Source organism: Actinomycetospora sp. CA-084318 (assembly GCF_050955885.1).
Taxonomy (GTDB): domain Bacteria; phylum Actinomycetota; class Actinomycetes; order Mycobacteriales; family Pseudonocardiaceae; genus Actinomycetospora.
The window spans coordinates 1091405-1113559 of record NZ_CP192098.1; the positions used below are offsets into that span (position 1 = coordinate 1091405).

29 protein-coding genes are annotated in these 22155 nt (G+C 74.7%); 22 read left to right on the forward strand and 7 right to left on the reverse strand.

The window, feature by feature from the left end:
• Nucleotides 1–4 precede the first annotated feature (4 nt).
• Complete coding sequence (locus ACQPYX_RS05360) at nt 5–1036, forward strand: ABC transporter ATP-binding protein (protein ID WP_433801881.1); 1032 nt, start codon at nt 5–7, stop codon at nt 1034–1036.
• Nucleotides 1033–2040 (forward strand): ABC transporter ATP-binding protein, encoded by a 1008-nt coding sequence (locus tag ACQPYX_RS05365; protein ID WP_433801882.1) that lies wholly within the window; start codon nt 1033–1035, stop codon nt 2038–2040. The genes ACQPYX_RS05360 and ACQPYX_RS05365 overlap by 4 nt, the downstream gene beginning before the upstream one ends.
• Before the next feature lie 27 nt (nt 2041–2067).
• On the opposite strand, the gene ACQPYX_RS05370 is transcribed toward ACQPYX_RS05365, so the two are convergent.
• Entirely contained in the window at nt 2068–2535 is a 468-nt protein-coding gene (locus tag ACQPYX_RS05370; RefSeq protein WP_433801883.1) for a GNAT family N-acetyltransferase, read from the reverse strand.
• A 58-nt stretch (nt 2536–2593) separates the two neighbouring features.
• Here ACQPYX_RS05370 and ACQPYX_RS05375 point away from each other — a divergent pair, with 58 nt between their 5' ends.
• Genes ACQPYX_RS05375 through ACQPYX_RS05385 form a run of 3 tightly spaced genes read left to right on the forward strand, consistent with a single transcriptional unit; the run spans nt 2594 to nt 4475 of the window.
• A complete protein-coding gene (locus ACQPYX_RS05375; RefSeq protein ID WP_433803675.1) occupies nt 2594–3271 on the forward strand; it encodes a maleylpyruvate isomerase family mycothiol-dependent enzyme in 678 nt (225 codons plus the stop codon).
• Between the two features lie 5 nt (nt 3272–3276).
• Nucleotides 3277–4119, forward strand: coding sequence for an N-acetyl-1-D-myo-inositol-2-amino-2-deoxy-alpha-D-glucopyranoside deacetylase (gene mshB, locus ACQPYX_RS05380; protein ID WP_433803676.1), 843 nt, complete (start codon nt 3277–3279; stop codon nt 4117–4119).
• Nucleotides 4116–4475 carry a hypothetical protein gene (locus tag ACQPYX_RS05385; RefSeq protein WP_433801884.1) on the forward strand — a complete coding sequence of 120 codons (360 nt, stop codon included), beginning with the start codon at nt 4116–4118 and terminating at the stop codon, nt 4473–4475. Before mshB ends, ACQPYX_RS05385 begins: the two co-directional genes overlap by 4 nt.
• Before the next feature lie 478 nt (nt 4476–4953).
• Here the strand turns inward: ACQPYX_RS05385 and ACQPYX_RS05390 are convergent, their stop codons facing one another.
• The gene (locus ACQPYX_RS05390; RefSeq protein WP_433801885.1) at nt 4954–5547 is read right to left on the reverse strand and encodes a hypothetical protein; all 594 of its coding nucleotides are present in this window, start codon (nt 5545–5547) and stop codon (nt 4954–4956) included.
• Between the two features lie 28 nt (nt 5548–5575).
• Here ACQPYX_RS05390 and ACQPYX_RS05395 point away from each other — a divergent pair, with 28 nt between their 5' ends.
• The 4 genes from ACQPYX_RS05395 to ACQPYX_RS05410 all read left to right on the forward strand — a co-directional run bounded on the left by ACQPYX_RS05395 (nt 5576) and on the right by ACQPYX_RS05410 (nt 8241).
• A complete protein-coding gene (locus ACQPYX_RS05395) occupies nt 5576–6421 on the forward strand; it encodes a hypothetical protein (protein ID WP_433801886.1) in 846 nt (281 codons plus the stop codon).
• 178 nt (nt 6422–6599) lie between these two features.
• Nucleotides 6600–6920, forward strand: a complete 321-nt coding sequence (gene fdxA / locus ACQPYX_RS05400) for a ferredoxin (RefSeq protein ID WP_018335253.1) — start codon at nt 6600–6602, stop codon at nt 6918–6920.
• Nucleotides 6917–8005 carry a succinyldiaminopimelate transaminase gene (dapC, locus tag ACQPYX_RS05405; RefSeq protein WP_433801887.1) on the forward strand — a complete coding sequence of 363 codons (1089 nt, stop codon included), beginning with the start codon at nt 6917–6919 and terminating at the stop codon, nt 8003–8005. Before fdxA ends, dapC begins: the two co-directional genes overlap by 4 nt.
• The gene (locus ACQPYX_RS05410; RefSeq protein ID WP_433801888.1) at nt 8005–8241 is read left to right on the forward strand and encodes a zinc-ribbon domain-containing protein; all 237 of its coding nucleotides are present in this window, start codon (nt 8005–8007) and stop codon (nt 8239–8241) included. Before dapC ends, ACQPYX_RS05410 begins: the two co-directional genes overlap by 1 nt.
• 4 nt (nt 8242–8245) lie before the next feature.
• On the opposite strand, the gene hepT is transcribed toward ACQPYX_RS05410, so the two are convergent.
• The 3 genes from hepT to dapD all read right to left on the reverse strand — a co-directional run bounded on the left by hepT (nt 8246) and on the right by dapD (nt 9964).
• The gene (gene hepT, locus ACQPYX_RS05415) at nt 8246–8512 is read right to left on the reverse strand and encodes a type VII toxin-antitoxin system HepT family RNase toxin (RefSeq protein WP_433801889.1); all 267 of its coding nucleotides are present in this window, start codon (nt 8510–8512) and stop codon (nt 8246–8248) included.
• A complete protein-coding gene (locus ACQPYX_RS05420; protein ID WP_433801890.1) occupies nt 8513–8827 on the reverse strand; it encodes a hypothetical protein in 315 nt (104 codons plus the stop codon).
• Nucleotides 8828–8983: 156 nt separating this feature from the next.
• A complete protein-coding gene (gene dapD / locus ACQPYX_RS05425) occupies nt 8984–9964 on the reverse strand; it encodes a 2,3,4,5-tetrahydropyridine-2,6-dicarboxylate N-succinyltransferase (protein WP_433801891.1) in 981 nt (326 codons plus the stop codon).
• 39 nt (nt 9965–10003) lie between these two features.
• On the opposite strand from dapD, the gene dapE reads away from it, so the two are divergent.
• Nucleotides 10004–11059 carry a succinyl-diaminopimelate desuccinylase gene (gene dapE, locus ACQPYX_RS05430; RefSeq protein WP_433801892.1) on the forward strand — a complete coding sequence of 352 codons (1056 nt, stop codon included), beginning with the start codon at nt 10004–10006 and terminating at the stop codon, nt 11057–11059.
• Between the two features lie 74 nt (nt 11060–11133).
• Here dapE and wrbA read toward each other — a convergent pair whose 3' ends face one another.
• Nucleotides 11134–11760, reverse strand: a complete 627-nt coding sequence (gene wrbA, locus ACQPYX_RS05435; protein WP_433801893.1) for an NAD(P)H:quinone oxidoreductase — start codon at nt 11758–11760, stop codon at nt 11134–11136.
• A 178-nt stretch (nt 11761–11938) separates the two neighbouring features.
• Between wrbA and ACQPYX_RS05440 the strand changes: the two genes are divergently transcribed.
• The 8 genes from ACQPYX_RS05440 (at nt 11939) to ACQPYX_RS05475 (ending at nt 17375) form a co-directional block, all read left to right on the forward strand.
• Nucleotides 11939–12664 carry a TIGR00730 family Rossman fold protein gene (locus ACQPYX_RS05440; protein WP_433803677.1) on the forward strand — a complete coding sequence of 242 codons (726 nt, stop codon included), beginning with the start codon at nt 11939–11941 and terminating at the stop codon, nt 12662–12664.
• Nucleotides 12661–13197: a TIGR00730 family Rossman fold protein gene (locus tag ACQPYX_RS05445; RefSeq protein ID WP_433801894.1), complete on the forward strand. Its 537-nt coding sequence runs from the start codon at nt 12661–12663 to the stop codon at nt 13195–13197. Before ACQPYX_RS05440 ends, ACQPYX_RS05445 begins: the two co-directional genes overlap by 4 nt.
• Entirely contained in the window at nt 13190–14107 is a 918-nt protein-coding gene (locus ACQPYX_RS05450; RefSeq protein ID WP_433801895.1) for a glucosyl-3-phosphoglycerate synthase, read from the forward strand. The genes ACQPYX_RS05445 and ACQPYX_RS05450 overlap by 8 nt, the downstream gene beginning before the upstream one ends.
• Before the next feature lie 36 nt (nt 14108–14143).
• Entirely contained in the window at nt 14144–14557 is a 414-nt protein-coding gene (locus ACQPYX_RS05455; protein ID WP_433801896.1) for a DivIVA domain-containing protein, read from the forward strand.
• On the forward strand, nt 14544–14993 hold the full coding sequence (locus tag ACQPYX_RS05460; protein ID WP_433801897.1) for an SRPBCC family protein: 450 nt from the start codon (nt 14544–14546) through the stop codon (nt 14991–14993). The genes ACQPYX_RS05455 and ACQPYX_RS05460 overlap by 14 nt, the downstream gene beginning before the upstream one ends.
• Nucleotides 14990–15583, forward strand: a complete 594-nt coding sequence (locus tag ACQPYX_RS05465; protein WP_433801898.1) for a DNA-3-methyladenine glycosylase I — start codon at nt 14990–14992, stop codon at nt 15581–15583. Before ACQPYX_RS05460 ends, ACQPYX_RS05465 begins: the two co-directional genes overlap by 4 nt.
• A gap of 132 nt (nt 15584–15715) precedes the next feature.
• The gene (locus tag ACQPYX_RS05470; protein ID WP_018335229.1) at nt 15716–15883 is read left to right on the forward strand and encodes a DUF3117 domain-containing protein; all 168 of its coding nucleotides are present in this window, start codon (nt 15716–15718) and stop codon (nt 15881–15883) included.
• 4 nt (nt 15884–15887) lie between these two features.
• Complete coding sequence (locus ACQPYX_RS05475; protein ID WP_433801899.1) at nt 15888–17375, forward strand: leucyl aminopeptidase family protein; 1488 nt, start codon at nt 15888–15890, stop codon at nt 17373–17375.
• A 78-nt stretch (nt 17376–17453) separates the two neighbouring features.
• Here ACQPYX_RS05475 and ACQPYX_RS05480 read toward each other — a convergent pair whose 3' ends face one another.
• A complete protein-coding gene (locus ACQPYX_RS05480; RefSeq protein ID WP_433801900.1) occupies nt 17454–18485 on the reverse strand; it encodes an O-methyltransferase in 1032 nt (343 codons plus the stop codon).
• 168 nt (nt 18486–18653) lie between these two features.
• Here ACQPYX_RS05480 and sigE point away from each other — a divergent pair, with 168 nt between their 5' ends.
• The 4 genes from sigE to tatB all read left to right on the forward strand — a co-directional run bounded on the left by sigE (nt 18654) and on the right by tatB (nt 22145).
• Nucleotides 18654–19259: an RNA polymerase sigma factor SigE gene (gene sigE / locus ACQPYX_RS05485; protein WP_433801901.1), complete on the forward strand. Its 606-nt coding sequence runs from the start codon at nt 18654–18656 to the stop codon at nt 19257–19259.
• A complete protein-coding gene (locus ACQPYX_RS05490) occupies nt 19256–19921 on the forward strand; it encodes a zf-HC2 domain-containing protein (protein WP_433801902.1) in 666 nt (221 codons plus the stop codon). The genes sigE and ACQPYX_RS05490 overlap by 4 nt, the downstream gene beginning before the upstream one ends.
• 157 nt (nt 19922–20078) lie before the next feature.
• Nucleotides 20079–21677 carry a S1C family serine protease gene (locus tag ACQPYX_RS05495; RefSeq protein ID WP_433801903.1) on the forward strand — a complete coding sequence of 533 codons (1599 nt, stop codon included), beginning with the start codon at nt 20079–20081 and terminating at the stop codon, nt 21675–21677.
• Between the two features lie 15 nt (nt 21678–21692).
• Entirely contained in the window at nt 21693–22145 is a 453-nt protein-coding gene (tatB, locus tag ACQPYX_RS05500) for a Sec-independent protein translocase protein TatB (protein WP_433801904.1), read from the forward strand.
• Nucleotides 22146–22155 lie beyond the last annotated feature (10 nt).

Sequence of the window (22155 nt, forward strand, 5' to 3'; positions counted from 1 at the left end):
CCCGATGAGCGACGCAGCACCTCTGCTGGAGGTCGAGGACCTGCGGGTCGAGTTCGGCAAGGGCGCCGACACGGCGTCCGTGCTCAACGGCGTGAGCTACCGCGTCGAGGCGGGGGAGACCCTCGCGGTCCTCGGTGAGTCCGGGTCGGGCAAGAGCGTCACGGCCCAGACGATCATGGGCATCCTCGACATGCCGCCGGGGCGCATCACCGGCGGGGCGGTCCGGTTCAAGGGCGAGGAGCTCCTCGGCGCGGACCGGGAGCGCCGCCGGCTGCTGCGCGGCGAGTCGATGGCGATGATCTTCCAGGACGCGCTGTCCGCCCTGAACCCCGTCTACACGGTCGGGGCGCAGATCGCCGAGCAGTTCCGCTTCCGCCGGGGCATGTCGAAGAAGGACGCGATGGTACGGGCGGCCGAGCTGCTCGACCAGGTCAAGATCCCGAACGCGAAGCAGCGCGTGAAGGAGTACCCGCACCAGTTCTCCGGCGGCATGCGCCAGCGCGCCATGATCGCGATGTCGCTCGCGCTCGACCCGGAGCTGCTCATCGCCGACGAGCCCACCACCGCCCTCGACGTGACGGTGCAGGCGCAGATCATGGAGCTGCTCGACGAGCTCCGCCGCGAGCGCGACATGGGGATGATCCTGATCACCCACGACCTCGGCGTCGTCGCCGAGGTCGCCGACCGGATCGCCGTCATGTACGCGGGTCGGATCGTGGAGGAGGCGGACGCGTCCACGCTGTACGCCCACCCCGCGCACCCCTACACCCGCGGGCTCATGGCCTCGGTCCCGCGCCTGGACTCGTCGCGCGGGGAGCTCGACCCGATCCCGGGTCTGCCGCCGTCGCTGACGAACATCCCGCCGGGCTGCCCGTTCCACCCGCGGTGCGCGCACGCGGAGTCGCGCTGCCGCACCGAGCTGCCCCTGCTCCGCCTGCTCGAGGACCCCGCCGCCGGGCCCGAGGGCCACCGCGCCGCGTGCCACTTCGCCGAGCAGTTCGTGGCCGCACCCGTCGAGGAGGTGCTCACGCCGTGAGCGATCCCATCCTGTCCGTCCGCGACCTGGTGAAGCACTTCCCGATCACCCAGGGCGTGCTGTTCAAGAAGACGATCGGCCAGGTCCACGCCGTGGACGGCGTCTCGTTCGACCTCCACCCCGGGGAGACCCTGGGCGTCGTCGGCGAGTCCGGCTGCGGCAAGTCGACCCTCGCCCAGGTGCTCATGCGCCTCGAGCCCCCGACGTCGGGCACGGTCACCTTCGACGGCGAGGACCTGTTCGCGAAGTCGGGCGCGGCGCTCAAGGCGTGGCGTCGGGACATGCAGATCGTGCTGCAGGACCCCTACACCTCGCTCAACCCGCGCAAGACGGTCGGCGACATCGTCGGCGAGCCGTTCGAGATCCACCCCGAGGTGGCCCCCAAGGCCGACCGTCGGCGGAAGGTGCAGGAGCTGCTGGAGGTGGTCGGGCTCAACCCCGAACACATCCGGCGCTACCCGCACCAGTTCTCCGGCGGTCAGCGCCAGCGCATCGGCATCGCCCGGGCGCTCGCGCTGCGGCCGCGGGTGATCGTCTGCGACGAGCCGGTGTCCGCGCTCGACGTGTCCATCCAGGCCCAGGTGATGAACCTGCTGGGCGAGCTGCAGACCGAGTTCGGGCTCTCCTACGTCTTCATCGCCCACGACCTGGGCGTCGTCCGGCACCTGTCGGACCGGGTCGCCGTGATGTACCTCGGCAAGATCGTCGAGATCGGCGACAGCGAGTCGATCTACGAGCGGGCGACCCACCCGTACACGCAGGCGCTGCTGTCCTCGGTGCCCGTGCCGGACCCGTCGTTGCGGGGCAAGCGGGAGGTCATCCGGCTGACCGGGGACGTCCCCAGCCCGGCCGACCCGCCGTCGGGATGCCGCTTCCGCACCCGCTGTCCGAAGGCGGAGGCGATCTGCGCGGAGCAGGAGCCGCCGCTGGTGGCGGGGGAGTCGAGCGACCACCCCTCGGCGTGCCACTTCGCCGAAGTGCGGCAGGTCCTGCCGGTGGCGTGAGCCGCAGGGGAGTGGGGCCGCGCGGCCTCACTCCCCGCTCAGCGGCTTCGCCATCTGCTGGGCGGTGACCTCGTAGCCGGCGGAGGTGTAGAGCGCGATCGCGGCGTGGTTGCCGCCGAAGACGTTGAGCCCGAGCCGCTGCGCGCCGTCGCTGTGCGCGAGCCGTTCGACCGCGGCCATGACCGCCCGGCCGTACCCCTGGCCCCGCAGGTCCTCGTCGATCCGGATCTCGTAGAGCCAGGCCATGTCGTCGGCGTCCTCGGAGGGCCCGAGCCAGACCTGGCCGACCGTGCGCTCCCTGTTCCACACCGTGAGCAGCCGGTGGCCCGGCGTGTCCGCGCCGTCGGGGAGGAGACGCGCGAAGTCGTTCCGGGCCTTCCGCTCCGCGGCCTCCGCCGAGCGTGACCGGCGCAGGGACTCGACGTACTCGCGTTCCTGGCGTTCCCGGAAGTGCTCGAACTCGTCCGGCGTCATGGTCAGGAGTGCGATGTCCATTCCGGAGAGCATGACGCTGCCCGCAACGGGATTCGGGGTGTCCGACCCACCTGGCACGATGATCGGTGTGGACCCGATCGACGAGTGGAGCAAGGCCCAGGAGCGTGTGATCGCGCTCCTGGAGGGGGCGAGCGCGGAGCAGGTGGAGCGCCGCGTCCCGTCCTGCCCGGACTGGACGGTGCGCGACCTGTTCAGCCACGTGGTCGGGCTCGGCACGGACGTGGTCGCGGGCGACGAGCCCGATGACCACAACGAGACCTGGACCGCGAAGCAGGTCGCGGCCCGGCGGGATCACACCGTGGCGCAGCTGATCCAGGAGTGGCGGGCGACCGCCGAACCCCTGCGCGCCTGGATGCGCGAGAACGGTCCGCGTCCGCTCGGCGACGTGATCATCCACGAGCAGGACCTCCGCGGTGCGCTCGGCGTGCCCGGCGGGAAGGACTCCGGCGGCGTGGCGCTGATCCGCGACCGCTTCGCCCCGCGCGTCGGCGCCCGGCTGCCCGAGGGGACCACGCTCGGCCTCGTCGGGAAGGAGTGGTCCTGGTCCTCCGACGACGGCGACCCGGAGCGCGCCGACGTCGTCCTGCACGCCGACGAGTTCGACCTGCACCGGGCCTGCCTCGCGCGGCGCTCGGCGGACCAGATCCGGTCGTGGACCACGACGGGCGACGTGGAGCCGATCCTCGGCGCGTTCGCCACGCTCGGGGACCTCCCGGCGGAGGACCGGACCGAGTGAGCCGCATGGTGCTCGTCCACGCCCACCCCGACGACGAGACGATCACGTGCGGCGGGCTGATGGCCCGGGCCGTCGACGCCGGGTGGGACGTCACGCTCGTCACCTGCACGCTCGGCGAGCTCGGCGAGGTGATCCCGCCCGAGCTGAAGTACCTGGAGGGCTCGGCGGACCTCGCGCCGTACCGCGCCAAGGAGCTGGCCGCCGCCTGCGCGGCGCTCGGGGTCACCGACCACCGGTTCCTCGGCGACGAGGGCCGCTGGCACGACTCCGGGATGGTCTCCACCGGTGAGGGCATCCGCGCCGCGGCACCCGCCCACCTGTCCGAGGGTGCGTTCGCCACGCGGGCCGACGTCGACCTCCAGGTCCACCAGCTCGCCGAGATCCTCGCCGAGACCACCCCCGACGTCGTCATCAGCTACGACGCCTCCGGCGGGTACGGCCACCCCGACCACGTCCGCGCCCACGAGATCGCCGGCGGCGCCGTCGAGCGGATCGATCCGCTCGCCCAGCGGGTCGCGCTGTACGCGGCGGTCTCCCCGTACGGCGACGTCGAACGCGGCCTGGAGGCGCTGCGCCGCCGGTCGTGGCTCGGACTGCCCGTGCCGGACGTGAGCGGCCTGCCCACGGTTCCCGACGACACCGTCACCGTGCGGATCGAGCTCGGCCCCGCCCGGGTGCGCAAGCTCGCGGCGCTCCGCGCGCACGCCACCCAGATCACCGTGCACGACGACGGGTCCGAGCCGCCCGCCTACGCGCTCTCCAACGAGCTGGCGCAGCCGGTGGTCGGGGTCGAGGGCTTCGTGCTCCTGCGGGGTCCCGACGGCGGGTTGGCGGCGCTCTCGGCGTGAGGGTGACGGTCCTGGCGGTCGTCCTGCTCGACGTCGCCCTGCTGGCGCTGACCCAGGTGGCGTGGCTGACCTTCGAGGTCGGGTCGGTGCCGCTGCCGGTGTCGATCCTCGTGGCGGCGGTGACGACACCGGTGGCGGTGCGGGTGGTGGACCGGTGCTTCCCGGGGTCGCGGCTCGTGTTCGCACCGCTCGTGACGTGGTTCCTCGTCGTCGTGGTCTTCGGGTTCTGGAGCCCCACCGGGGTCGGGACGTTCCCGGCGGACTGGCGGTCGCTCGTGCTGATCGCCGCCGGCCTGTTCCCGGGCGTGTGGATGGCGAGCCGTCCCGTCCGCCCGACGCCGCCGGTGGACGCCTGAGCGACGATCTCCGGCCGCCCTCGGTGCGCTGACACGTGTGTGGGGCGCACACGGCCGGGGTGGGGTGTGTTGGTGCGTAGGCGCGTTGCGGGACGCACACGGTCGGGGCGGGGTGTGTAGGTGCGTGGCCGCGTTGCGCGGCGCACACGGCCGGGGCGGGTCGTGTGGGTGCGTGGACGCGTTGCGGGACGCGCACGGCCGGGGCGGGTCGCACTGGGTGCGCGACCAAGATCGGAACTTCGGCGGCGAGTCGCATCAGATCTTGCGCGTGTCGCCACCGAAGTCGTGATCTTGCTGTGCGGCCGCCCGACCAGACCGTTTGCGGGACGCAACGCGCCCGCGGAGCGGGTCGGCCAGACCGTGTGCGGGGCGCAACACGGTCGCCGGGGGAGGTCGCACGGCCAGACCGTGTGCGGGGCGCAACACGCCAGAGGAGCGCAGTGGGTCGGCCGGACCGTGTGCGGGACGCACACGGTCGTCAGCGGCGCCGGTGCTCCGCCCCGGACAGCCCGATGAGCGTCCACACCGCCGAGACGCCCAGCATCGGCACCGCGAACGCCGCGATGTTCGGCGCCAGATCGATGTCGATCCGGCACGCCGCCAACAGGGCCACGGCGACGACCATGCCCAGCACCCCGTCGCCGACCCGCACCGACCGCGGCGGTGGCGGCGGGCGGTGGGCCGCCGCCGCGGCGGCGGCCGCCCGCGGGCCGGGAGCCGCACCGTCGATCACGACCGGACCCGACCCGGCGTCGGGAACGGGCTCCCCACGCCGCCGGGGCAGGCCGCGCCCGACGAGCTCCTCGACGGCGTCGCCCAGCCCGGCGCGCGAGGCGTGCACCGTGCGGGTGGCGTGCCGGAGCACGCGGCGCCCGTCCGCGGAGTGCTCGGCGTACTCGACCTCCCACTCGTCGAGTCCCTGCACCGGCCGGAAGAGCAGGCGCCGCTCGCGGCGTCCGGCGGGCGGGAACCACCAGGAGACCGCTCCGGCGCGGCTCGCACCGTAGTGCGCGCCGAGGGCGGTCAGCTGCGGGCCGACCGCAGCCCGCACCACGTTCGCCCGGACGTCCACCCGCCCACTGTGACCCACGCCATGCGGTGTGGCCACCCCCGCATTCGGGCATGAGGCGGGCATGGCCGCCGTCTCCGACGAGTACATGATCAGCGTGCTGCGCCCGTTCGTCGCCGCGACCGGCCCGGTGCTCTCCGGGCTGCGCGACGCCGACCCGTTCCGGCTCGGCAAGCTCGCCCAGCGGCGCTCGCTGGAGCTGGAGGGGCCGGCGCAGGAGGAAGCGCCGGCGCAGGGCCGGGTGCAGAAGATCGGCCGGACCGTGCGCCGGCTGCGCGGGCGGGTGCTGGACCGGCTCGCGACGTCCCGGTTGCCCGGCACCCCGCGCTGGGCGGTGATGTCGCCCGAGGAGCGTGACCAGTGGTGGGTCGGGCGCGTGGGTCGCTTCACCTCGGCGATCGCGGCGTTCCCGGGCATCGGCGGCGCCCTGGCGCGTCGCCTGCCCGTCTCGGACATCCTCGGGCTCTCCGCGCAGGGCCTCGTCGTGTGCGCGATCGCGGGCGAGCACGGGTTGACCGGGCGGGACGAGCAGGTCCGGCTCCTCGCGGCCGTGCTGTTCGAGCGCGACCTCACCCCGGACGGCGACGCCCACGGCGACCAGGTCGAGCGCGACGCGGCCGACCTGACCGGCGACCTGCACCGCGACCACTCCGGCGACAGTCGCCTGCGCTCGCTCGCGCGGGCGGTGTGGCGGATGGGTCGCTCGCTGTTCGCCCTGCACGACGAGCTCGGGCGGCGGCCGCAGGGCCGGCGGTTCTGGCGGGCCCTCGCGAACCTGCCGGTCGTGGGCGCGTTCGGCGCGTACAAGGCCGAGCGCTCGGGCCTCAAGCGGGCGGCGAAGCGGGCCGCCGCGTGGGTCGCCCGGGAGCGTGGGTAGCCGGATCGGCCGGCCCGCCGCAGGTGTGGTGGTCGACACGTCGTGGGACGGGAGACCCGCCCGGGCACGACGCGCCGCCGAACGGAATACTGCGGGGGCGTTTCATCGCCGTGTGCGGGCCGACCACCACCGGCCCGGTGGTGAGGACACTTGAGCTGAGTAGGGAGCAGGAGCCGACGTGACGTACGTGATCGCCGAACCGTGTGTGGACGTGCTCGACAAGGCGTGCATCGAGGAGTGCCCCGTCGACTGCATCTACGAGGGCGGGCGGATGATGTACATCCACCCCGACGAGTGCGTCGACTGCGGTGCCTGTGAGCCGGTCTGCCCGGTCGAGGCCATCTACTACGAGGACGACGTGCCGGACCAGTGGTCCGTCTACACCCAGGCCAACGTCGACTTCTTCGACGAGCTGGGGTCGCCGGGCGGCGCCTCGAAGGTCGGGAAGGTCGACAAGGACGCCGGCCCGGTGCCGAGCCTCCCGCCGCAGGGCGAGTGAGTCTCCCACCGCTTCCGGACTTCCCCTGGGACAGTCTCGCCGCGGAGACGGCGACGGCGCGGTCGCACCCCGACGGCGTCGTCGACCTCTCCGTGGGCACCCCGGTCGACCCGGTGCCCGCCGTGGTCGCGACCGCCCTGCAGGAGGCCTGGAACTCACCGGGCTACCCGCAGACCCACGGCACGCCCGCGCTGCGCAACGCCGTGGTCGAGGCGCTGACGCGTCGCTTCGGGGTGGCCGGACTCGAACCCGACGCGGTGCTGCCGACGATCGGCTCCAAGGAGCTGGTCGCCTGGCTGCCGACGCTGCTCGGGTTGCGCGGCGCGACCGTCGCCATCCCGTCGCTGGCGTACCCGACCTACGAGGTCGGGGCGCTGCTGGCGGGCGCGGAGGCGGTGCGCGTTCCCGACGACGCCCCGCTGCCGCGCGACACGCGGCTGGTCTGGCTCAACTCGCCGTCGAACCCGACGGGCCGGGTGCTGCCGGTCGAGGCGCTGGCCGCGCGGGTCGCCGAGGCGCGGGAGATCGGCGCGGTCGTGGCCTCCGACGAGTGCTACCTCGGGCTCCCCGGACCCGGCTCCGACCCGGTGTCGGTGCTGGACCCGCGGGTGCACGGCGGATCGCTCGAGGGGCTGCTGGCCGTGCACTCGCTGTCGAAGACCTCGCAGCTCGCGGGCTATCGGGCGGCGTTCGTCGCGGGTGACCCGACGCTGGTGGCCGCGCTCCTGGCGGTGCGCAAGCACGCCGGGATGATCGTGCCGCGCCCGGTGCAGGAGGCGATGACGGCGGCCCTGTCCGACGACCTGCACGTCGCGGAGACCCGTCAGCGCTACGACGCCCGCCGGGCCGTGCTCCGGCCGGCGCTGGAGCAGGCCGGGTTCACGATCGACCACTCCGAGGCCGGGCTCTACCTGTGGGCCACCCGCGGCGAGACGTGCCGGACGACGGTGGCGTGGCTCGCCGAGCGCGGCGTCCTCGTCGCGCCGGGGGAGTTCTACGGGCCCGACGGCGGGCGGCACGTCCGGATCGCCCTCACGGCCTCCGACGAGCGGATCGAGGCCGGCGCGGCCCGGCTGGGCGCCTGATGCTGATCTTCGGGACGCGGCGGACCGCGACGCAGCTCGCGGTGCTGATGCTGACCTGCCCGCAGGGGCATCCCGCCGCGCACACCGTGACCCGCCTCGTCACGCGGTTCACGCTGTTCTTCGTGCCGACCTTCAAGGTCCGCACCCGCCACGTCGTGCAGTGCACGATGTGCGGGCTCTCCGGTCAGGTGTCGAAGGACAAGGCGGACGAGCTCGTCCGGCAGGCCGCGAGCTGACAGCTCAGCTCCGGCTGGTCCCGAGCCATCGGAGGACCGCGACGACGAAGGCGTCGAGGTCGCCGTGGTCGGCGAGCCGGGCGAGGACGATCGAGTCGTCGGCCTCGACGGAGTCGTGCACCAGCACGTTGCGGAACTCGACCGCCCGGCCGACCCGATCGGCGAGGTCGGGATCGAGCACCCCGTGCCGCCCGAGCAGCCGGACGGCGGCCGCGTTGGTGGCCGGAGCGCCCCACGACTCCGAGGCCGCCAGGTGCTGCGCGATGTCCACTTACCCTTCGATCGCCGTCACGAAGGCGTACTCGATCCCGCGCAGCCAGGCTTCGTCCGCTCGCCGGGAGTCGTCGGCGCCGGATTCGCGGTCCAGGAACGCCAGGTCCGCCCGGATCGACCGCAACAGCACCAGGACACGTGCCTCATCGACCACCGAGGATGCTCCTCCGGAAGTCCTCGTCGGCCCGGTGCATCCGCGGCAGCTCGTCCACGAAGATCTTGCGGGTCGTCGCCGTCCACCGAACCGCGCGCCAGCTGCCCGCAGCGCCACGACGATCTCGGCGCGACGGTCGTCCGGGAGGGCGTCGGTCACGGGAGCGAGTGTGGCACCCGGTCCCGTCCGCGGCCCCGCGCGTCCGCTCCCGTGACCGGCGAGCGGACCCGTACGGGGCCCGCGAGCGCCGCCGGAAGCCCCTGAGGGTCTGCTGATCATCGCCTCGGCCTGCGCAGGCGGACCCGTCGTCGGGAGTCAGTTCTTGTGCAGGGCCTCGTTCAGCTCCACCTTCGCGCCCTCGGTGCGCGGCAGCGCCTCGACGGCGCCGGACGTGGAGTTGCGGCGCAGCAGCAGGCCGGAGCGGCTGGAGAGCTCGGCGGCCTTGACCACCGAACCGTCGTCGAGCGTGACCCGCGTGCCCGCGGTGACGTAGAGCCCGGCCTCGACCACGCAGTCGTCGCCGAGGGAGATGCCGATTCCGGCGTTCGCGCCCAGGAGGCAGCGCTCGCCGATGGAGATGACCTCCTTGCCGCCGCCGGAGAGGGTGCCCATGATCGAGGCGCCGCCGCCGACGTCGGACCCGTCGCCCACGACGACCCCGCCCGAGATGCGGCCCTCGACCATCGACGCGCCGAGGGTGCCGGCGTTGAAGTTGACGAAGCCCTCGTGCATGACCGTGGTGCCCTCGGCGAGGTGGGCGCCGAGCCGGACCCGGTCGGCGTCGCCGATGCGCACGCCGGTGGGGACCACGTAGTCGACCATCCGCGGGAACTTGTCCACCGCGTACACGGTCACCGGGCCGCGGCCGCGCAGCCGGGCGCGCACCCGCTCGAACTCCGGGACGGGGCAGGGCCCGTGGTTGGTCCAGACGACGTTGGCGAGCAGACCGAACAGCCCGGTCAGGTCGACACCGTGCGGCGGCACGAGGCGGTGCGAGATGAGGTGCAGACGCAGGTAGACGTCGTAGGCCGAGGCGGGCGGGCCGGTCAGGTCGGCGACGGTGCGCACCGCCACGACCTCGACGCCGCGGTCCTGGTCGGTGCCCAGGGCGTCCACGAGGGACGGCTCGAGCTCACCGGCGGGCACGACGACGGTGCCGGGCTCGGCGGCCATGTCGTCGGTGTCGGACGACAGCTCCGGCAGCGGGTACCAGGTGTCCAGGACGGTGCCGTCGAGGGCGACGGTCGCGAGGCCGAGTCCGACGGCTCTGGTCGGGGTGCTGCGTGCGGTGCTCATCGCCGACCAGCCTATCCGGGGCCTCTAGCCTGGGGCGTCGTGCGCATCGATCTCCATGCCGACCCCGTCGACCTCACCGCGGCGATCGTGGACGTGCCCTCCGTGTCGGGGGACGAGAAGGCCCTCGCGGACGCGATGGAGACCGCGCTGCGCGAGCACGACCACCTCGAGGTCGTCCGCAGCGGCGAGGCCGTGCTGGCCCGCACCCTGCTGGGTCGGGACCGTCGGGTGCTGCTCGCCGGGCACCTCGACACCGTGCCGATCGCCGACAACGTGCCGTCGCGGCGCGAGGGCGACCTGCTCTACGGCTGCGGGACCTCGGACATGAAGGCCGGGGTCGCCGTCATGGCCCACCTCGCCGCCACGCTGGCCGAACCGGTGCACGACGTCACGCTCGTGCTCTACGACTGCGAGGAGATCGAGGCGACACGCAACGGGCTGGGGCGCATCGAGCGGACGCTGCCGGACTGGCTCGACGCCGACCTCGCGATCCTCGGGGAGCCGACCTCCGGCGCGGTCGAAGGTGGCTGTCAGGGGACGATGCGGGCGGTCCTCACGCTCACCGGTCGCCGCGCGCACAGCGCGCGGTCGTGGCTGGGGGAGAACGCGATCCACGCGGCGGCGCCGGTGCTGGACCGGCTGGCGGCCTACGAGGCGCGCACGGTCGACATCGACGGGTGCGTCTACCGCGAGGGCCTGCAGGCCGTGCGGATCGGCGGCGGCGTGGCGGGCAACGTGGTGCCGGACGTCTGCGAGGTGACCGTGAACTTCCGCTTCGCCCCGGACCGGTCGGTGGAACAGGCCGAGCAGCACGTGCGCGAGGTGTTCGAGGGCGTCGACCTCGTCATCACGGACCGCTCGCCGGGTGCCCTGCCCGGCCTGTCCGCGCCGGCCGCCGCCGAGTTCGTGGCGGCCTCGGGCGAGCAGCCGGTCGCCAAGTACGGCTGGACCGACGTGTCCCGGTTCTCCGCGCTCGGCATCCCGGCGGTCAACTTCGGCCCCGGCGACCCGAACCTCGCGCACACCCGCGACGAGCACGTCGACGTCCGGCGCATCACGGCCGGGACGGAGACGCTGCGCCGCTATCTGGCGTAGCCCCGGAACGCACGAACGGCACTCTCGCAGCCTCTATGGGCGCGAAAGTGCCGCTCGCTCGGAACGTGCGGGCGTCAGCTGGCCGCCAGCGCCGCGTCGCGGCCCGCCGTCAGCTGTGCCGCGATCCCGGCGACCCGCTCGCCGGCGTAGCGCGCGGCCTGCCGGGTCTCGTCGGAGACCGGGATCGAGCCCTGGCCGTCGACGTGCGAGACGCCGTACGGGTTGCCGGTCGCGAACATGATCGCGTTCGTGTAGCCCGGGGACACGATGATGCCGCCGAAGTGGTGGATCGTGTTGTAGAGCGCCAGCAGGGTCGACTCCTGGCCGCCGTGGGCGGTCGCGCTCGAGGTGAAGCCCGAGTAGACCTTGTCGGCGAGCTGGCCCTGCGCCCACTGCGGGCCGAGCGTGTCGATGAACTGCTTGAGCTGCGCGGCCACGTTCCCGTAGCGCGTCGGCGAGCCGAAGATGACGGCGTCCGCCCAGAGGACGTCGTCCGCGGTCGCCTCGGGGGTGTCCGCGGTCTCCTCGCGGTGCGCCTTCCACTTCTCGTTCGAGTCGATGGCGGCCTGCGGGGCGAGCTCGTGCACCGTGCGCAGCCGCACCTCCGCGCCGGCCTTCTCCGCACCGGCGGCGTACTCCTGCGCCAGCTGGTGGATCGTGCCCGTCTGGCTGTAGTAGATGACGGCGACCTTCGTGGCCACGGTGATCGTCCTTCCCGACGTCGGGGATGGTTGCTTCTTCAACTGCATACCCGCGCCCGCGGAGCCCACACGCCGTGATGTGCGCGACCGCCCCGCGTCGGTCCCGACGACGTCCCTACGCTGGGGTGCCGTGACGGATGCCCGATTCGACGACCTGACGACGCCGCGGCCGACGACCATCGACAAGCGGCGCGCCGAGCACAAGGACCCGGCGCGGTTGTCCTCCACCACCGACCAGCGACTGCTCGACTCGCGTGGCCCGGGCGACTGGGTGCACTCCGACGCGTGGCGGGTGCAGCGCATCCAGGCCGAGTTCGTCGAGGGCTTCTCGGTCCTCGCCGAGATCCCGCGCGCGGTGACCGTGTTCGGCTCCGCCCGCACGGCGCCCGACCACCCCGACTACGCGACCGGCATGGCCCTCGGCGCCGCCCTCGCCCACGCGGGCTACGCCGTGATCACCGGCGGCGGGCCCGGGATGATGGAGGCCGCCAACCGCGGCTGCTCCGAGGCGGGCGGGCTGTCGGTCGGCCTCGGCATCGAGCTGCCGTTCGAGCAGGGCCTCAACCCGTGGGTCGACCTCGGGGTCGGGTTCCGCTACTTCTTCGCCCGCAAGACGATGTTCGTGAAGTACGCGCAGGCGTTCGTCTGCCTGCCCGGCGGGTTCGGCACGCTCGACGAGCTGTTCGAGGCCCTCGTGCTGGTGCAGACCGGCAAGGTGACCCGCTTCCCCGTCGTGCTGCTCGGCTCGGCGTACTGGGGCGGCCTCGTCGACTGGGTGCGCACCACCGCGCTCGACCACGGCGTGATCAGCGCCAAGGACGTCGACCTCATCCACGTGGTGGACGACGTCGAGGAGGTCGTCGCGATCGTCGAGCGGGGCTTCCAGGACCTGGTGGAGAAGTGAGCACGAAGGCCGTCTGCGTCTTCTGCGCCTCGGGTCCGGTCGGCGAGGAGTACCTCGCGTTGGCGCGCGACCTCGGCACCGCGATCGCCGGGCGCGGCTGGACGTTGGTGTCCGGGGGTGGGCGCGTCGGGATGATGGGCGAGGTCACGCGCGCCGCCCGCGCCGCGGGCGGCCACACCCTCGGCGTGATCCCGGAGGGCCTCGTGCACCGCGAGGTGGCCGACGAGGACTCGACCGAGCTCGTCGTCGTGAGCGGGATGCGGGAGCGCAAGGCCGAGATGGACGCGCGGTCGGACGCGTGGATCGCGCTGCCCGGCGGGCTCGGCACGCTCGAGGAGCTGTTCGAGGCGTGGACCTCGCGGTACCTGCAGATGCACGACAAGCCCGTGGTCGTGTGCGATCCCGGCGGCTTCTACGACGGCCTCCTGGCCTGGCTGGAGGGGCTCCGGGGCACCGGGTTCGTCGGGGACGTCGCGCTGGGGACGCTGGTCCGGACGACCACGGTCGACGCGGCCCTGGACGCCTGTGGCTGAGTGGTTCGAGCGCCGGACCTGGGCCGAGCCGGCGTGGACGGTCGCCGAGCTCGTCGCGGCGAGGGCGGGGCGCACGGTCTCGGTGGTCCTCCCGGCGCTCGACGAGGAGGCGACGGTCGGCGGGGTCGTCGCGGCGGTGCGTCCGCTGCTCGGGTCGCTGGTCGACGAGATCGTCGTCGTGGACTCCGGCTCGACCGACGCCACCGCGCGGGTCGCCCGGGCCGCCGGCGCGCGGGTGGTCAGCCGCGAGGAGGCGCTGCCGGGGGTCGAGGTGCGCCCGGGCAAGGGCGAGGTGCTGTGGCGGGCGCTCGCCGCGACGACCGGCGACCTGGTCGTCTACCTCGACGCCGACCTCGTCGACGTCGACCCGGCCTTCGTCCCCTCCCTGCTCGGCCCGCTGCTCACCGCGCCCGGTGTGGAGCTGGTCAAGGGCTTCTACCACCGGCCGCTGCGCCTCGGGGAGCACGACGCGGTCCGCGACGGGGGCGGTCGCGTCACCGAACTCGTGGCGCGCCCCGCGCTCGGGGCGCTGCGCCCGGAGCTCGCCGGGATCGTCCAGCCGCTCGGCGGCGAGTACGCCGCCACCCGGTCGTTGCTCGAGTCGCTGCCGTTCGCGGGGGGCTACGGGGTGGAGATCGGTCTGCTGCTCGACACCCTGGAGCGCCGTGGGCTCGACGCCATCGCCCAGGTCGACCTGGGCGTGCGCAAGCACCGGCACCGCTCGCTGCGCGAGCTCGGCGTGACCTCGGCCGAGGTGCTCGGGGCGGTCCTGCGTCGCTCCGCTCTTCCCGACGTCGGGTCGGGTCGGCTCCGGCAGTTCGTCCCGGTCGGAGGGCACTGGCTGCCCGAGGACCACGTCGTCGCCGCCCACGACCGGCCGCCGATCCGGGAGTTCTCGGCCCGCCGCTGACGGGGACCGTCGGGGGGTCGTGCCACGATCGATCCCATGGGCAGTGCTCTGGTGTACGTCCTCGTCGTCGGCGCGGTCGCGGCGGTCGTCTACCTCGCCACGTCGCTGCTGGCCGGGCGGGGGGAGGAGCTGGCGCCGATGCCTCCCGGCGCCACGCCCACCCGGCTCCCGGCGCGGGACCTGCTCGGGTCCGACGTGCGGGGGTTGCGGTTCCAGCAGGCGTTCCGCGGATACCGGATGAGCGAGGTGGACTGGGCGCTCGACCGGCTGGCCGCCGAGGTCGACACGCTGCGGTCGCGGCTGGCGGTGTACGAGGGACCCCCTCGCGCCCGCGACGCCGCCGACGCGGTGGACGACCCGGAGCCGGACACGGTCGTCGACCCCAGTCCCACCGACCCGACGGTCGGAGTCGGTGGAGCTGCGAAGGGACCCGCACATGGCAACGCGTGACATCACGGTCGGCGTCGACATCGACGCGCCGGCCGACGTCGTCTGGAAGGCCGTCACCGACTGGGAGGGCCAGAGCGAGTGGATGCTCGGCACCGGGGTCCGGGTGACGAAGGGCGACGGGGTCGGGGTGGGCTCGGAGCTCGCGGCCACCACCGGGGTCGGCCCGCTCGGGGTGACCGACACGATGCGCATCGTGGGCTGGGACCCGCCGCACCGGGCCACCGTGGTGCACACCGGCTCGGTGGTGCGCGGGTCGGGCACCTTCACCGTCATCGAGCTGGGCCCGGGGCGCTCGCGGTTCGAGTGGGGTGAGCGGCTCGACCTGCCGCTCGGCGTCCTCGGGGCGGTCGGCTGGCCGGTGGTCGCCCCGGTGTTCCGGCTCGGGCTCGTGTACTCGCTGCGCAAGCTCGCGGCGCGCTGCGAGGCCGAGCGGTGACCACGGTGGTGGACGACGCCGTGGTGGGGGAGGACGGCGTCGCCCGCTGCCCCTGGGGCGCGCAGGACCCCCTGCTGCGCGAGTACCACGACATCGAGTGGGGCCACGTCCTGCACGGCCGCGACGCGCTCTACGAGCGGCTCTGCCTCGAGGCGTTCCAGTCGGGGCTGTCCTGGTTGGTCATCCTGCGCAAGCGTCCGGCGTTCCGGGCGGCGTTCGCGCGGTTCGACGTGGACGCCGTCGCGGGGTTCGACGAGGCCGACGTCGAGCGGCTGCTGGCCGACGCCGGCATCGTCCGGAACCGGCAGAAGATCGAGGCGGCGATCTCGAACGCGGCGGCCGTGCTGCGCGTCGAGGCCGAGGGGCCGGGCCTGGACACCCTGCTGTGGTCGTTCGCGCCCGACCCGCCACCACCCCCGCCGCGCACGCTCGGCGACGTCGCGGCCACCACGCCGGCGTCGACCGCGATGGCCGCCGAGCTCCGCCGGAGGGGCTTCCGCTTCGTCGGTCCGACCACCGCGCACGCGTTGATGCAGGCCACCGGCATGGTCGACGAACACCTGAGAGGGTGCTTCCGCGCGACGCGCTGAGCGACACACCGATGCCGATGATCGCTCCGGTGTCGTGCCCCGCGACGGAATGGGGAAGAATCGTCGCGCGGTGTGCCGTGTGCCCGGACCGGGTTCACTGCCACGACGACCATGTGCGGAGGGAGCACGACTATGGCGGCCATGAAGCCCCGGACCGGTGACGGTCCCCTCGAGGTCACCAAGGAGGGGCGCGGCATCGTGATGCGCGTGCCGCTCGAGGGTGGGGGCCGGCTCGTCGTCGAGATGACCGCCGACGAGGCGGGCGATCTGCGGGAGGCCCTCTCCTCGATCTCGTCCTGACCCGGTGACAGACCGGTCGACGGCGCCGTTCGCCGCCCCGACGCTCCCCACCCCGCTCGCGGAGATCCGTCTCGTCGACCCCGGGGCGGGACCGTCCGGGGCGGCGCTCGTGCGTCTGTGCCGCACGGGCGACGACGCCGGTGCCCCACCCGACGCCCCGAGCGGTTGGGTGCCGTCCGCCGGCGCCGTCGCCGCGCTCGTCCCCGACGAGGGCGCCGGTCGCTGGCTGGTCGGGGCCGGCGCCGGCCACGCGAAGGACTGGCGCGGTGCGGGTGCCGCCGCGGTCCGGGTGGCGAGCGGACGGTCCGACCCCGGCGAGCTCTTCGGCGCGGAGGAGGACGGTCCGGCGCGGCTGCACGTCGTGCCCGACGACGCGGTGTCCCCCGACTGGGCGGCGCTGGCCACCGGCCTGCTGCTGGGCTCCCACCGGTTCTCGGTCCGCTCGGCGCAGCCCGCCGCGGCGCCGGTCGTGACGGTGGAGGTCCCGGCGGACGAGCGGCCCGCCGTCGAGCGGGCCCTGGTCCTCGCGGCGGCGACGGCGACCGCCCGCGACCTCGCCGACAGCCCGTCCGGCGCCAAGTCACCCGAGTGGTTCGCCGAGCAGGCGCTGGCCGCCCTCGCCACGGCCGACGGCGTCGACGCCGTGGTGCGCGACGAGCAGTGGCTCGCCGAGCAGGGGTTCGGTGGCGTCCTGGCCGTCGGCGGCGGCTCGTCCCGCCCGCCGCGGTTCCTGGAGCTCTCGTGGTCCCCCGCGTCGGCGACCACCCACGTCGTGCTGGTCGGCAAGGGCATCACGTTCGACACCGGCGGCATCTCGATCAAGCCGAACGCGGGCATGGCCGACATGCGCACCGACTGCTCGGGCGGCGCGGCCGTCGTCGGGGCGCTCGCCGCGGTCGCCGCACTGGACCTGCCGGTGCGGGTCACCGGGCTGGTGCCGCTCGCGGAGAACCACGTGTCCGGCTCGGCGTACCGGCCCGGCGACGTGGTGCGGCACTACGACGGGCGCACCACCGAGGTGACCAACACCGACGCCGAGGGCCGGATGGTGCTGGCCGACGCGTTGGGCTACGCGGTCGCGACGCTCGCGCCGGACGTGATCGTGGACGTCGCGACGTTGACCGGGGCGATGAAGGTCGCGCTCGGCGTACGCACCGGCGGCCTGTTCGCGACGACGGACGACGTCGCCACCGCGATCGGCGAGGCGGGCGCGTCGACCGGTGAGGCGTGGTGGCGGGTGCCGCTCGCGGCCGGCCACGACCCCGACGTCGACTCGCAGCTCGCCGACGTCCGCCAGGCCCCGCCCGGCCCCGGCGGCATCGTGGCGGCGCTGTTCCTGCGCCGCTTCGTCGGCGACGTCCCGTGGGCGCACCTCGACATCGCCGGGCCCGCCCGGTGCGACGCGCCCCACGAGGAGGTCGCCAAGGGCGCGACCGGGTTCGCGGCGCGCACGCTCGTGGAGTTCTGCGCCGCCCGGTCCTCGACCTCCTGAACGAACGGCACTGTCGCAGCATCTAGGCGCGCGAGAGTGCCGTTCGCTCAGGACGACGGCGGGGACCGGGGAGCCCGCTCAGGGCAGCAGCGACGCGCAGAGCAGCCCGTCGGACACCGGCAGCAGCAACGGCGCCAGCCGCTCGTCGGTCCGCACCAGCCGCACCGTCTCGCGCAGCGCCGCCGAGATCGCGTCCCGGCGGGCGGGGTCGGTGACGCGTCCGGTCCAGCAGACGTTGTCGAGCACGACGACGCCGCCCGGACGCAGCAGCCGCACCGCCTCGGCGAGGTAGCGCGGGTACTCCACGGTGGCCGCGTCGACGAGCACGAGGTCGTAGGCGGCGTCGGAGAGCCGGGGCAGCACCTCGAGCGCCCGCCCCGTGATCATGCGGACACGGCCGGACCCGAAGCCGGCCTCCGCGCACGTGATGCGGGTCAGCCGCTGGTGCGCGACCTCGGTGTCGATGCTGGTCAGCAGGCCCTCACGCGGCATCCCGCGCAGCAGGCTGACGGTGCCGATCCCGGCGCCGGTGCCGATCTCGACGACCGCGCGGGCCCGGCCGGCGGACGCCAGGAAGGTCAGGGCGGCGGCGGCGCCGGCCCCGATCGGGACGATGCCGTGCTCCGCGGCCCGTTCCCGGGCCGCGGTGAGGACGTCGTCCTCCGGGGTGAAGTGCTCGGCGCGCGCCCGCAGCCGTTCCCGCTCGCCGGCGCCCTCGTCGAGGTCGTCGCCGACCAGGGGCTCGGCGGGACCGACCGGCTCGACCTGCCCCGACCCGACGTCGGGAAGATCGGCCGGGACGAGCCGCGGGAGCGTCTGCGGCGTGGTGGTCGGCTCGTCCTCGCCCGGGCGCGGCCGTCCCGCGAACGACGTGCTCGGCAGGCGCAGCGGTCCGGTCGGCACGCGCGGGTACACCGGGATGCGGGCGGTGCCGCGCCCCGGACGGTGGGGGCTGCGCCGACCGGCGTCATCGTGCGGCCGCGGCGGCGTCCGTACCGGTGGCGGGGCGACGGGCGGAGCGGTGGAGGGCGGCGGCGTGGCGGGATCGGGACCGACGACCCGGAGCGCGCGCACGCGTCGTGTCCCCTCGCGGCCCCCGTCCTCGCTCACGCGGCCCAGGCTAGATCGGGAGCCCGCGTCGATCACCGCGCCGCGCCGCGCGCGTCCGGATGGTGGCACCCGACGGCGTGACGACGGTCGCGTCCCCGGCGCGACTTCCTCAGCGCCCTCTCAGACGACCCTCACCCCCGTGTCATGACCGGACGGGAGGGTGAGCCCATGACCGAGACGCTCGCCGCGCGCCCCGACCACCTCGAGGGGCACGTCCCGGGCTTCGCCACGGACGAGCAGGCCTGGACCCCGCCGTCCTGGGACGACGTCGTCCGCGAGCACGCCGACCGCGTGTACCGCCTCGCCTACCGGCTGACCGGCGACGCGCACGACGCCGAGGACCTCACCCAGGAGACGTTCATCCGGGTGTTCCGCTCCCTCGCCGCGTACAAGCCGGGCACCTTCGAGGGCTGGCTGCACCGGATCACGACGAACCTGTTCCTGGACATGGTGCGGCGCCGCGGCCGGCTCCGGATGGAGGGCCTCCCGGAGGACACCGACCGCCTCCCCGGCGGCGGCCCGGACCCCGAGCAGGTGTTCTCCGAGGCGCACCTCGACCCCGACCTGCAGGGTGCCCTCGACGAGCTCGCGCCCGAGTTCCGCGCGGCCGTGGTGCTCTGCGACGTGGAAGGTCTCTCGTACGAGGAGATCGCGGCGACGCTGGATGTCAAACTGGGGACCGTGCGCAGCCGAATCCACCGCGGCCGACAGGCCCTCCGCAGTGCCCTGGAGCGTCGACGGGCGGACGCGGAGCAGGCGGGAGCGCGGGCGTGATCGGCCGCGCCCCGGGCACGCCCTGGTCGCGCTGGTCCGACTCCGGCCACCTGACCCTCGACGCGATGGTCGCCTTCGTCGACGGTGAGCTGGGCGAGGCCGCCGCGGGCCGGGCCGCCGCCCACGTCGACCACTGCCTCACGTGCGCCGGTGAGGTCGCCGCGCAGCGCCAGGCCCGGCGCCGGCTGCGCGCCGCCGACTGCCCCGGCGCGCCGTCGTCGCTGCTGACCTCGCTGCGCAACATCCCCGACCACGCCGAGCTGCCCGAGGTCCCCGCCGGTCTCGGCGTGGACGCCGAGGGGCGGTTCGTGGTGCCCGCGGAGGATCCGCCGGACCGGCCGCGCCGCACCGGCCGACGCGGTGGCGGCGGCCCCCGGTCCCGTCGACGCGTCCTCCCGGCCGTCGTCGCGTCGGGACTGGTCGCGGGGGCGGCCGCGGTCGTCGGCCCGGTGCTCTCCGCCGGCGCCGTGCCCGTCGCGCCGCTGCCCGGTCGCGTCCCGAGCGCCGGGGCCTCGCTGACCGCGGCGCCGCCGGCCGTGGGGGAGCGCGGCAACCCCGTGGCGGGTGCGGTCGTGCAGGACGCCGTCGCCCGGGCGGCGACGCCCACCTCCACCACCCCGCCGGCACCCTCCGACGCCACCCGGGCGCGCCCGTCGTCCTGACCGCTCCTTCACGGCCCGACCCGGACGATCGGGTGGTGTCGCCCCGGGAGTCGTCCGCGCTCTACCGTGGCAGGACGATGACCACCCACCGCGCGCGCCCGATCACGTCCGGCAGCCTCCGGACGACGTCGCCGGCTCTGTCGCTGAGAGCGCACCCATGAGCAGCCCCTGGTCGCGGAACGCGACGACGGAGCGCCCCGACGCGTCCCCGGCGGACGACGGGTCGACCACGGAGCCGACCACGGAGCCGGCCGCCGGGCCGACGAACGGGCACCGCAACGGCCGCCCGCACACCGACCACCACACCAACGGCCACACGAACGGGCACGCCGACCTCGCGTCCGACTTCGGGCGGCCCGCCGGGGCGGCGGGCTCCTTCGCCGACCGCCCGGCCGCCGCGGACCCGTCGGCCCCCGCGGGGTCGCGCGAGCCCTCCGTGGCGCTCGCCGGCGCGTTCGGCCGGCCCTCCGACGCGGCCGAACCGCTCCAGCGGCCGCGCGAGACCCCGCAGACGGCGGGGGACACCGGTGACGACTTCTGGGCCGGCGACGCGGCGACCCGCGACCCGTGGCGCGACCCCGAGGCCGCGGTCGAGCTGGGCGCGCCCGCCGTGCGCGAGAGCGGGCCGGAGCCCGACCGCCGCGCCACCGGACCGCGCCTGTCCGCCCGCGAGCTGCTCTTCGGTCGCCGGGTGGCGCCGAGCGCCCTGGTCCTGCTCACCGTGCTGGCGCTGGCGGTCGGGGCGATCGGCGGCGTCGTCGGGCACCTGACGGCCGAGGGCACCGACACGATCGTCGACCCGGGAGCGACCCTCGCCCAGGTCGACGCCGGCAAGGAACGTCCCGCCGGGTCGGTGGCCGACGTGGCCGGGCGGGTGGTCCCCGCCGTCGTGTCGATCGAGGTGCGCTCCGGCACCACCGGCGGCACCGGGTCCGGTGTCGTGGTCGACCCGCGCGGCGACATCGTCACGAACAACCACGTCGTGTCGCTGGCGGCGACCGACCCGCGCGCGACGCTGGAGGCCGTGTTCGCCTCCGGGGTGCGGGCGCCCGCACAGATCGTCGGCCGCGATCCGCAGACCGACATCGCGGTGATCAAGGTGAACGTCGCCGACCCCGTCGTCGCCCAGCTCGGGCGCTCCTCGGATCTACGCGTCGGCGACGGCGTCATCGCGATCGGGTCGCCGCTGGGCCTCGCGGGCACCGTGACCACGGGCATCGTCAGCTCGCTGCGCCGGCCCGTGCGGCTCGACGCCGAGACCGCGAACGTCAACCCGGTGATCGACGCGATCCAGACCGACGCCGCGATCAACCCCGGCAACTCCGGTGGGGCGCTCGTCGACTCGACCGGAGCCGTCGTCGGGATCAACACCGCCATCCGCACGCTCGGCGGGAGCGACTCCTCCGGGCAGGGCGGGTCGATCGGCCTCGGGTTCGCGATCCCGATCGACGACGTCAAGGTCATCGCGGAGTCGCTGATCCGCACCGGCTCCTTCGCGCACACCGACCTCGGGGTGAACGCGAAGTCGGTCACCGACGGGACCTCGGACGGGGCGCAGATCCTCAACGTCGTCCGGGGGGGCCCCGCGTCGCGCGCCGGGGTGCTGGAGGGAGACGTGATCACCCGCGTGGACGAGCGCCCGATAGCCTCGTCGGACGAGCTGGTCGTCGCGATCCGGGAGCACCGCCCCGGGGACACGGTGACCCTCGGGGTCGTCCGCGGAGGCCGGCCCCTGTCGCTGCAGGCGCAGCTGTAGGACCGGGAGGGTCGGGTGTTCGAGAGCGTCGGGTGGGGCGAGATCCTCGTCCTCGCGCTGATCGGGCTGTTCGTGCTGGGGCCGGAGCGGCTGCCCGGCGCCATCCGCTGGGTCGCCGACACCATGCGGACCGTCCGCGAGTACGCGGCGGGCGCCCGCGACCAGCTGCGCAACGAGATCGGGCCCGAGTTCGACGAGTTCCGCAAGCCGCTCGAGGACCTGCGCCAGATCCGGAACATGGACCCCCGCGCGGCCGTGCGGCGCTCGCTGCTCGACCCGGTGCAGGACGGCACCTGGACCGGTGCCGCGACGCCCGCCGGCGCCGCCCCGGTCCCCGTGAACGGCACGAACGGGGTCGCGCACGGCCTCCCCGCCGCCGGCGCGGGCGGGACCATCAAGGGGCAGTCCGACCGGGCGACGCCGCTCGCGCCGGGCGAGGCGGCCCCGTTCGACCCGGACGCGACCTAGGCGGCGGGGC

Excerpts from the sequence above, each read along its gene's own strand:
- ACQPYX_RS05460 (WP_433801897.1), top strand. The coding sequence starts at position 14,544 with ATGGCAACGCGTGACATCACGGTCGGCGTCGACATCGACGCGCCGGCC.
- ACQPYX_RS05410 (WP_433801888.1), top strand. The coding sequence starts at position 8,005 with ATGCTGATCTTCGGGACGCGGCGGACCGCGACGCAGCTCGCGGTGCTG.
- sigE (WP_433801901.1), top strand. The coding sequence starts at position 18,654 with ATGACCGAGACGCTCGCCGCGCGCCCCGACCACCTCGAGGGGCACGTC.
- ACQPYX_RS05495 (WP_433801903.1), top strand. The coding sequence starts at position 20,079 with ATGAGCAGCCCCTGGTCGCGGAACGCGACGACGGAGCGCCCCGACGCG.
- ACQPYX_RS05375 (WP_433803675.1), top strand. The coding sequence starts at position 2,594 with ATGATCGGTGTGGACCCGATCGACGAGTGGAGCAAGGCCCAGGAGCGT.
- ACQPYX_RS05360 (WP_433801881.1), top strand. The coding sequence starts at position 5 with ATGAGCGACGCAGCACCTCTGCTGGAGGTCGAGGACCTGCGGGTCGAG.
- mshB (WP_433803676.1), top strand. The coding sequence starts at position 3,277 with ATGGTGCTCGTCCACGCCCACCCCGACGACGAGACGATCACGTGCGGC.
- ACQPYX_RS05455 (WP_433801896.1), top strand. The coding sequence starts at position 14,144 with ATGGGCAGTGCTCTGGTGTACGTCCTCGTCGTCGGCGCGGTCGCGGCG.
- dapD (WP_433801891.1), bottom strand. The coding sequence starts at position 9,964 with ATGAGCACCGCACGCAGCACCCCGACCAGAGCCGTCGGACTCGGCCTC.
- ACQPYX_RS05470 (WP_018335229.1), top strand. The coding sequence starts at position 15,716 with ATGGCGGCCATGAAGCCCCGGACCGGTGACGGTCCCCTCGAGGTCACC.
- ACQPYX_RS05370 (WP_433801883.1), bottom strand. The coding sequence starts at position 2,535 with ATGGACATCGCACTCCTGACCATGACGCCGGACGAGTTCGAGCACTTC.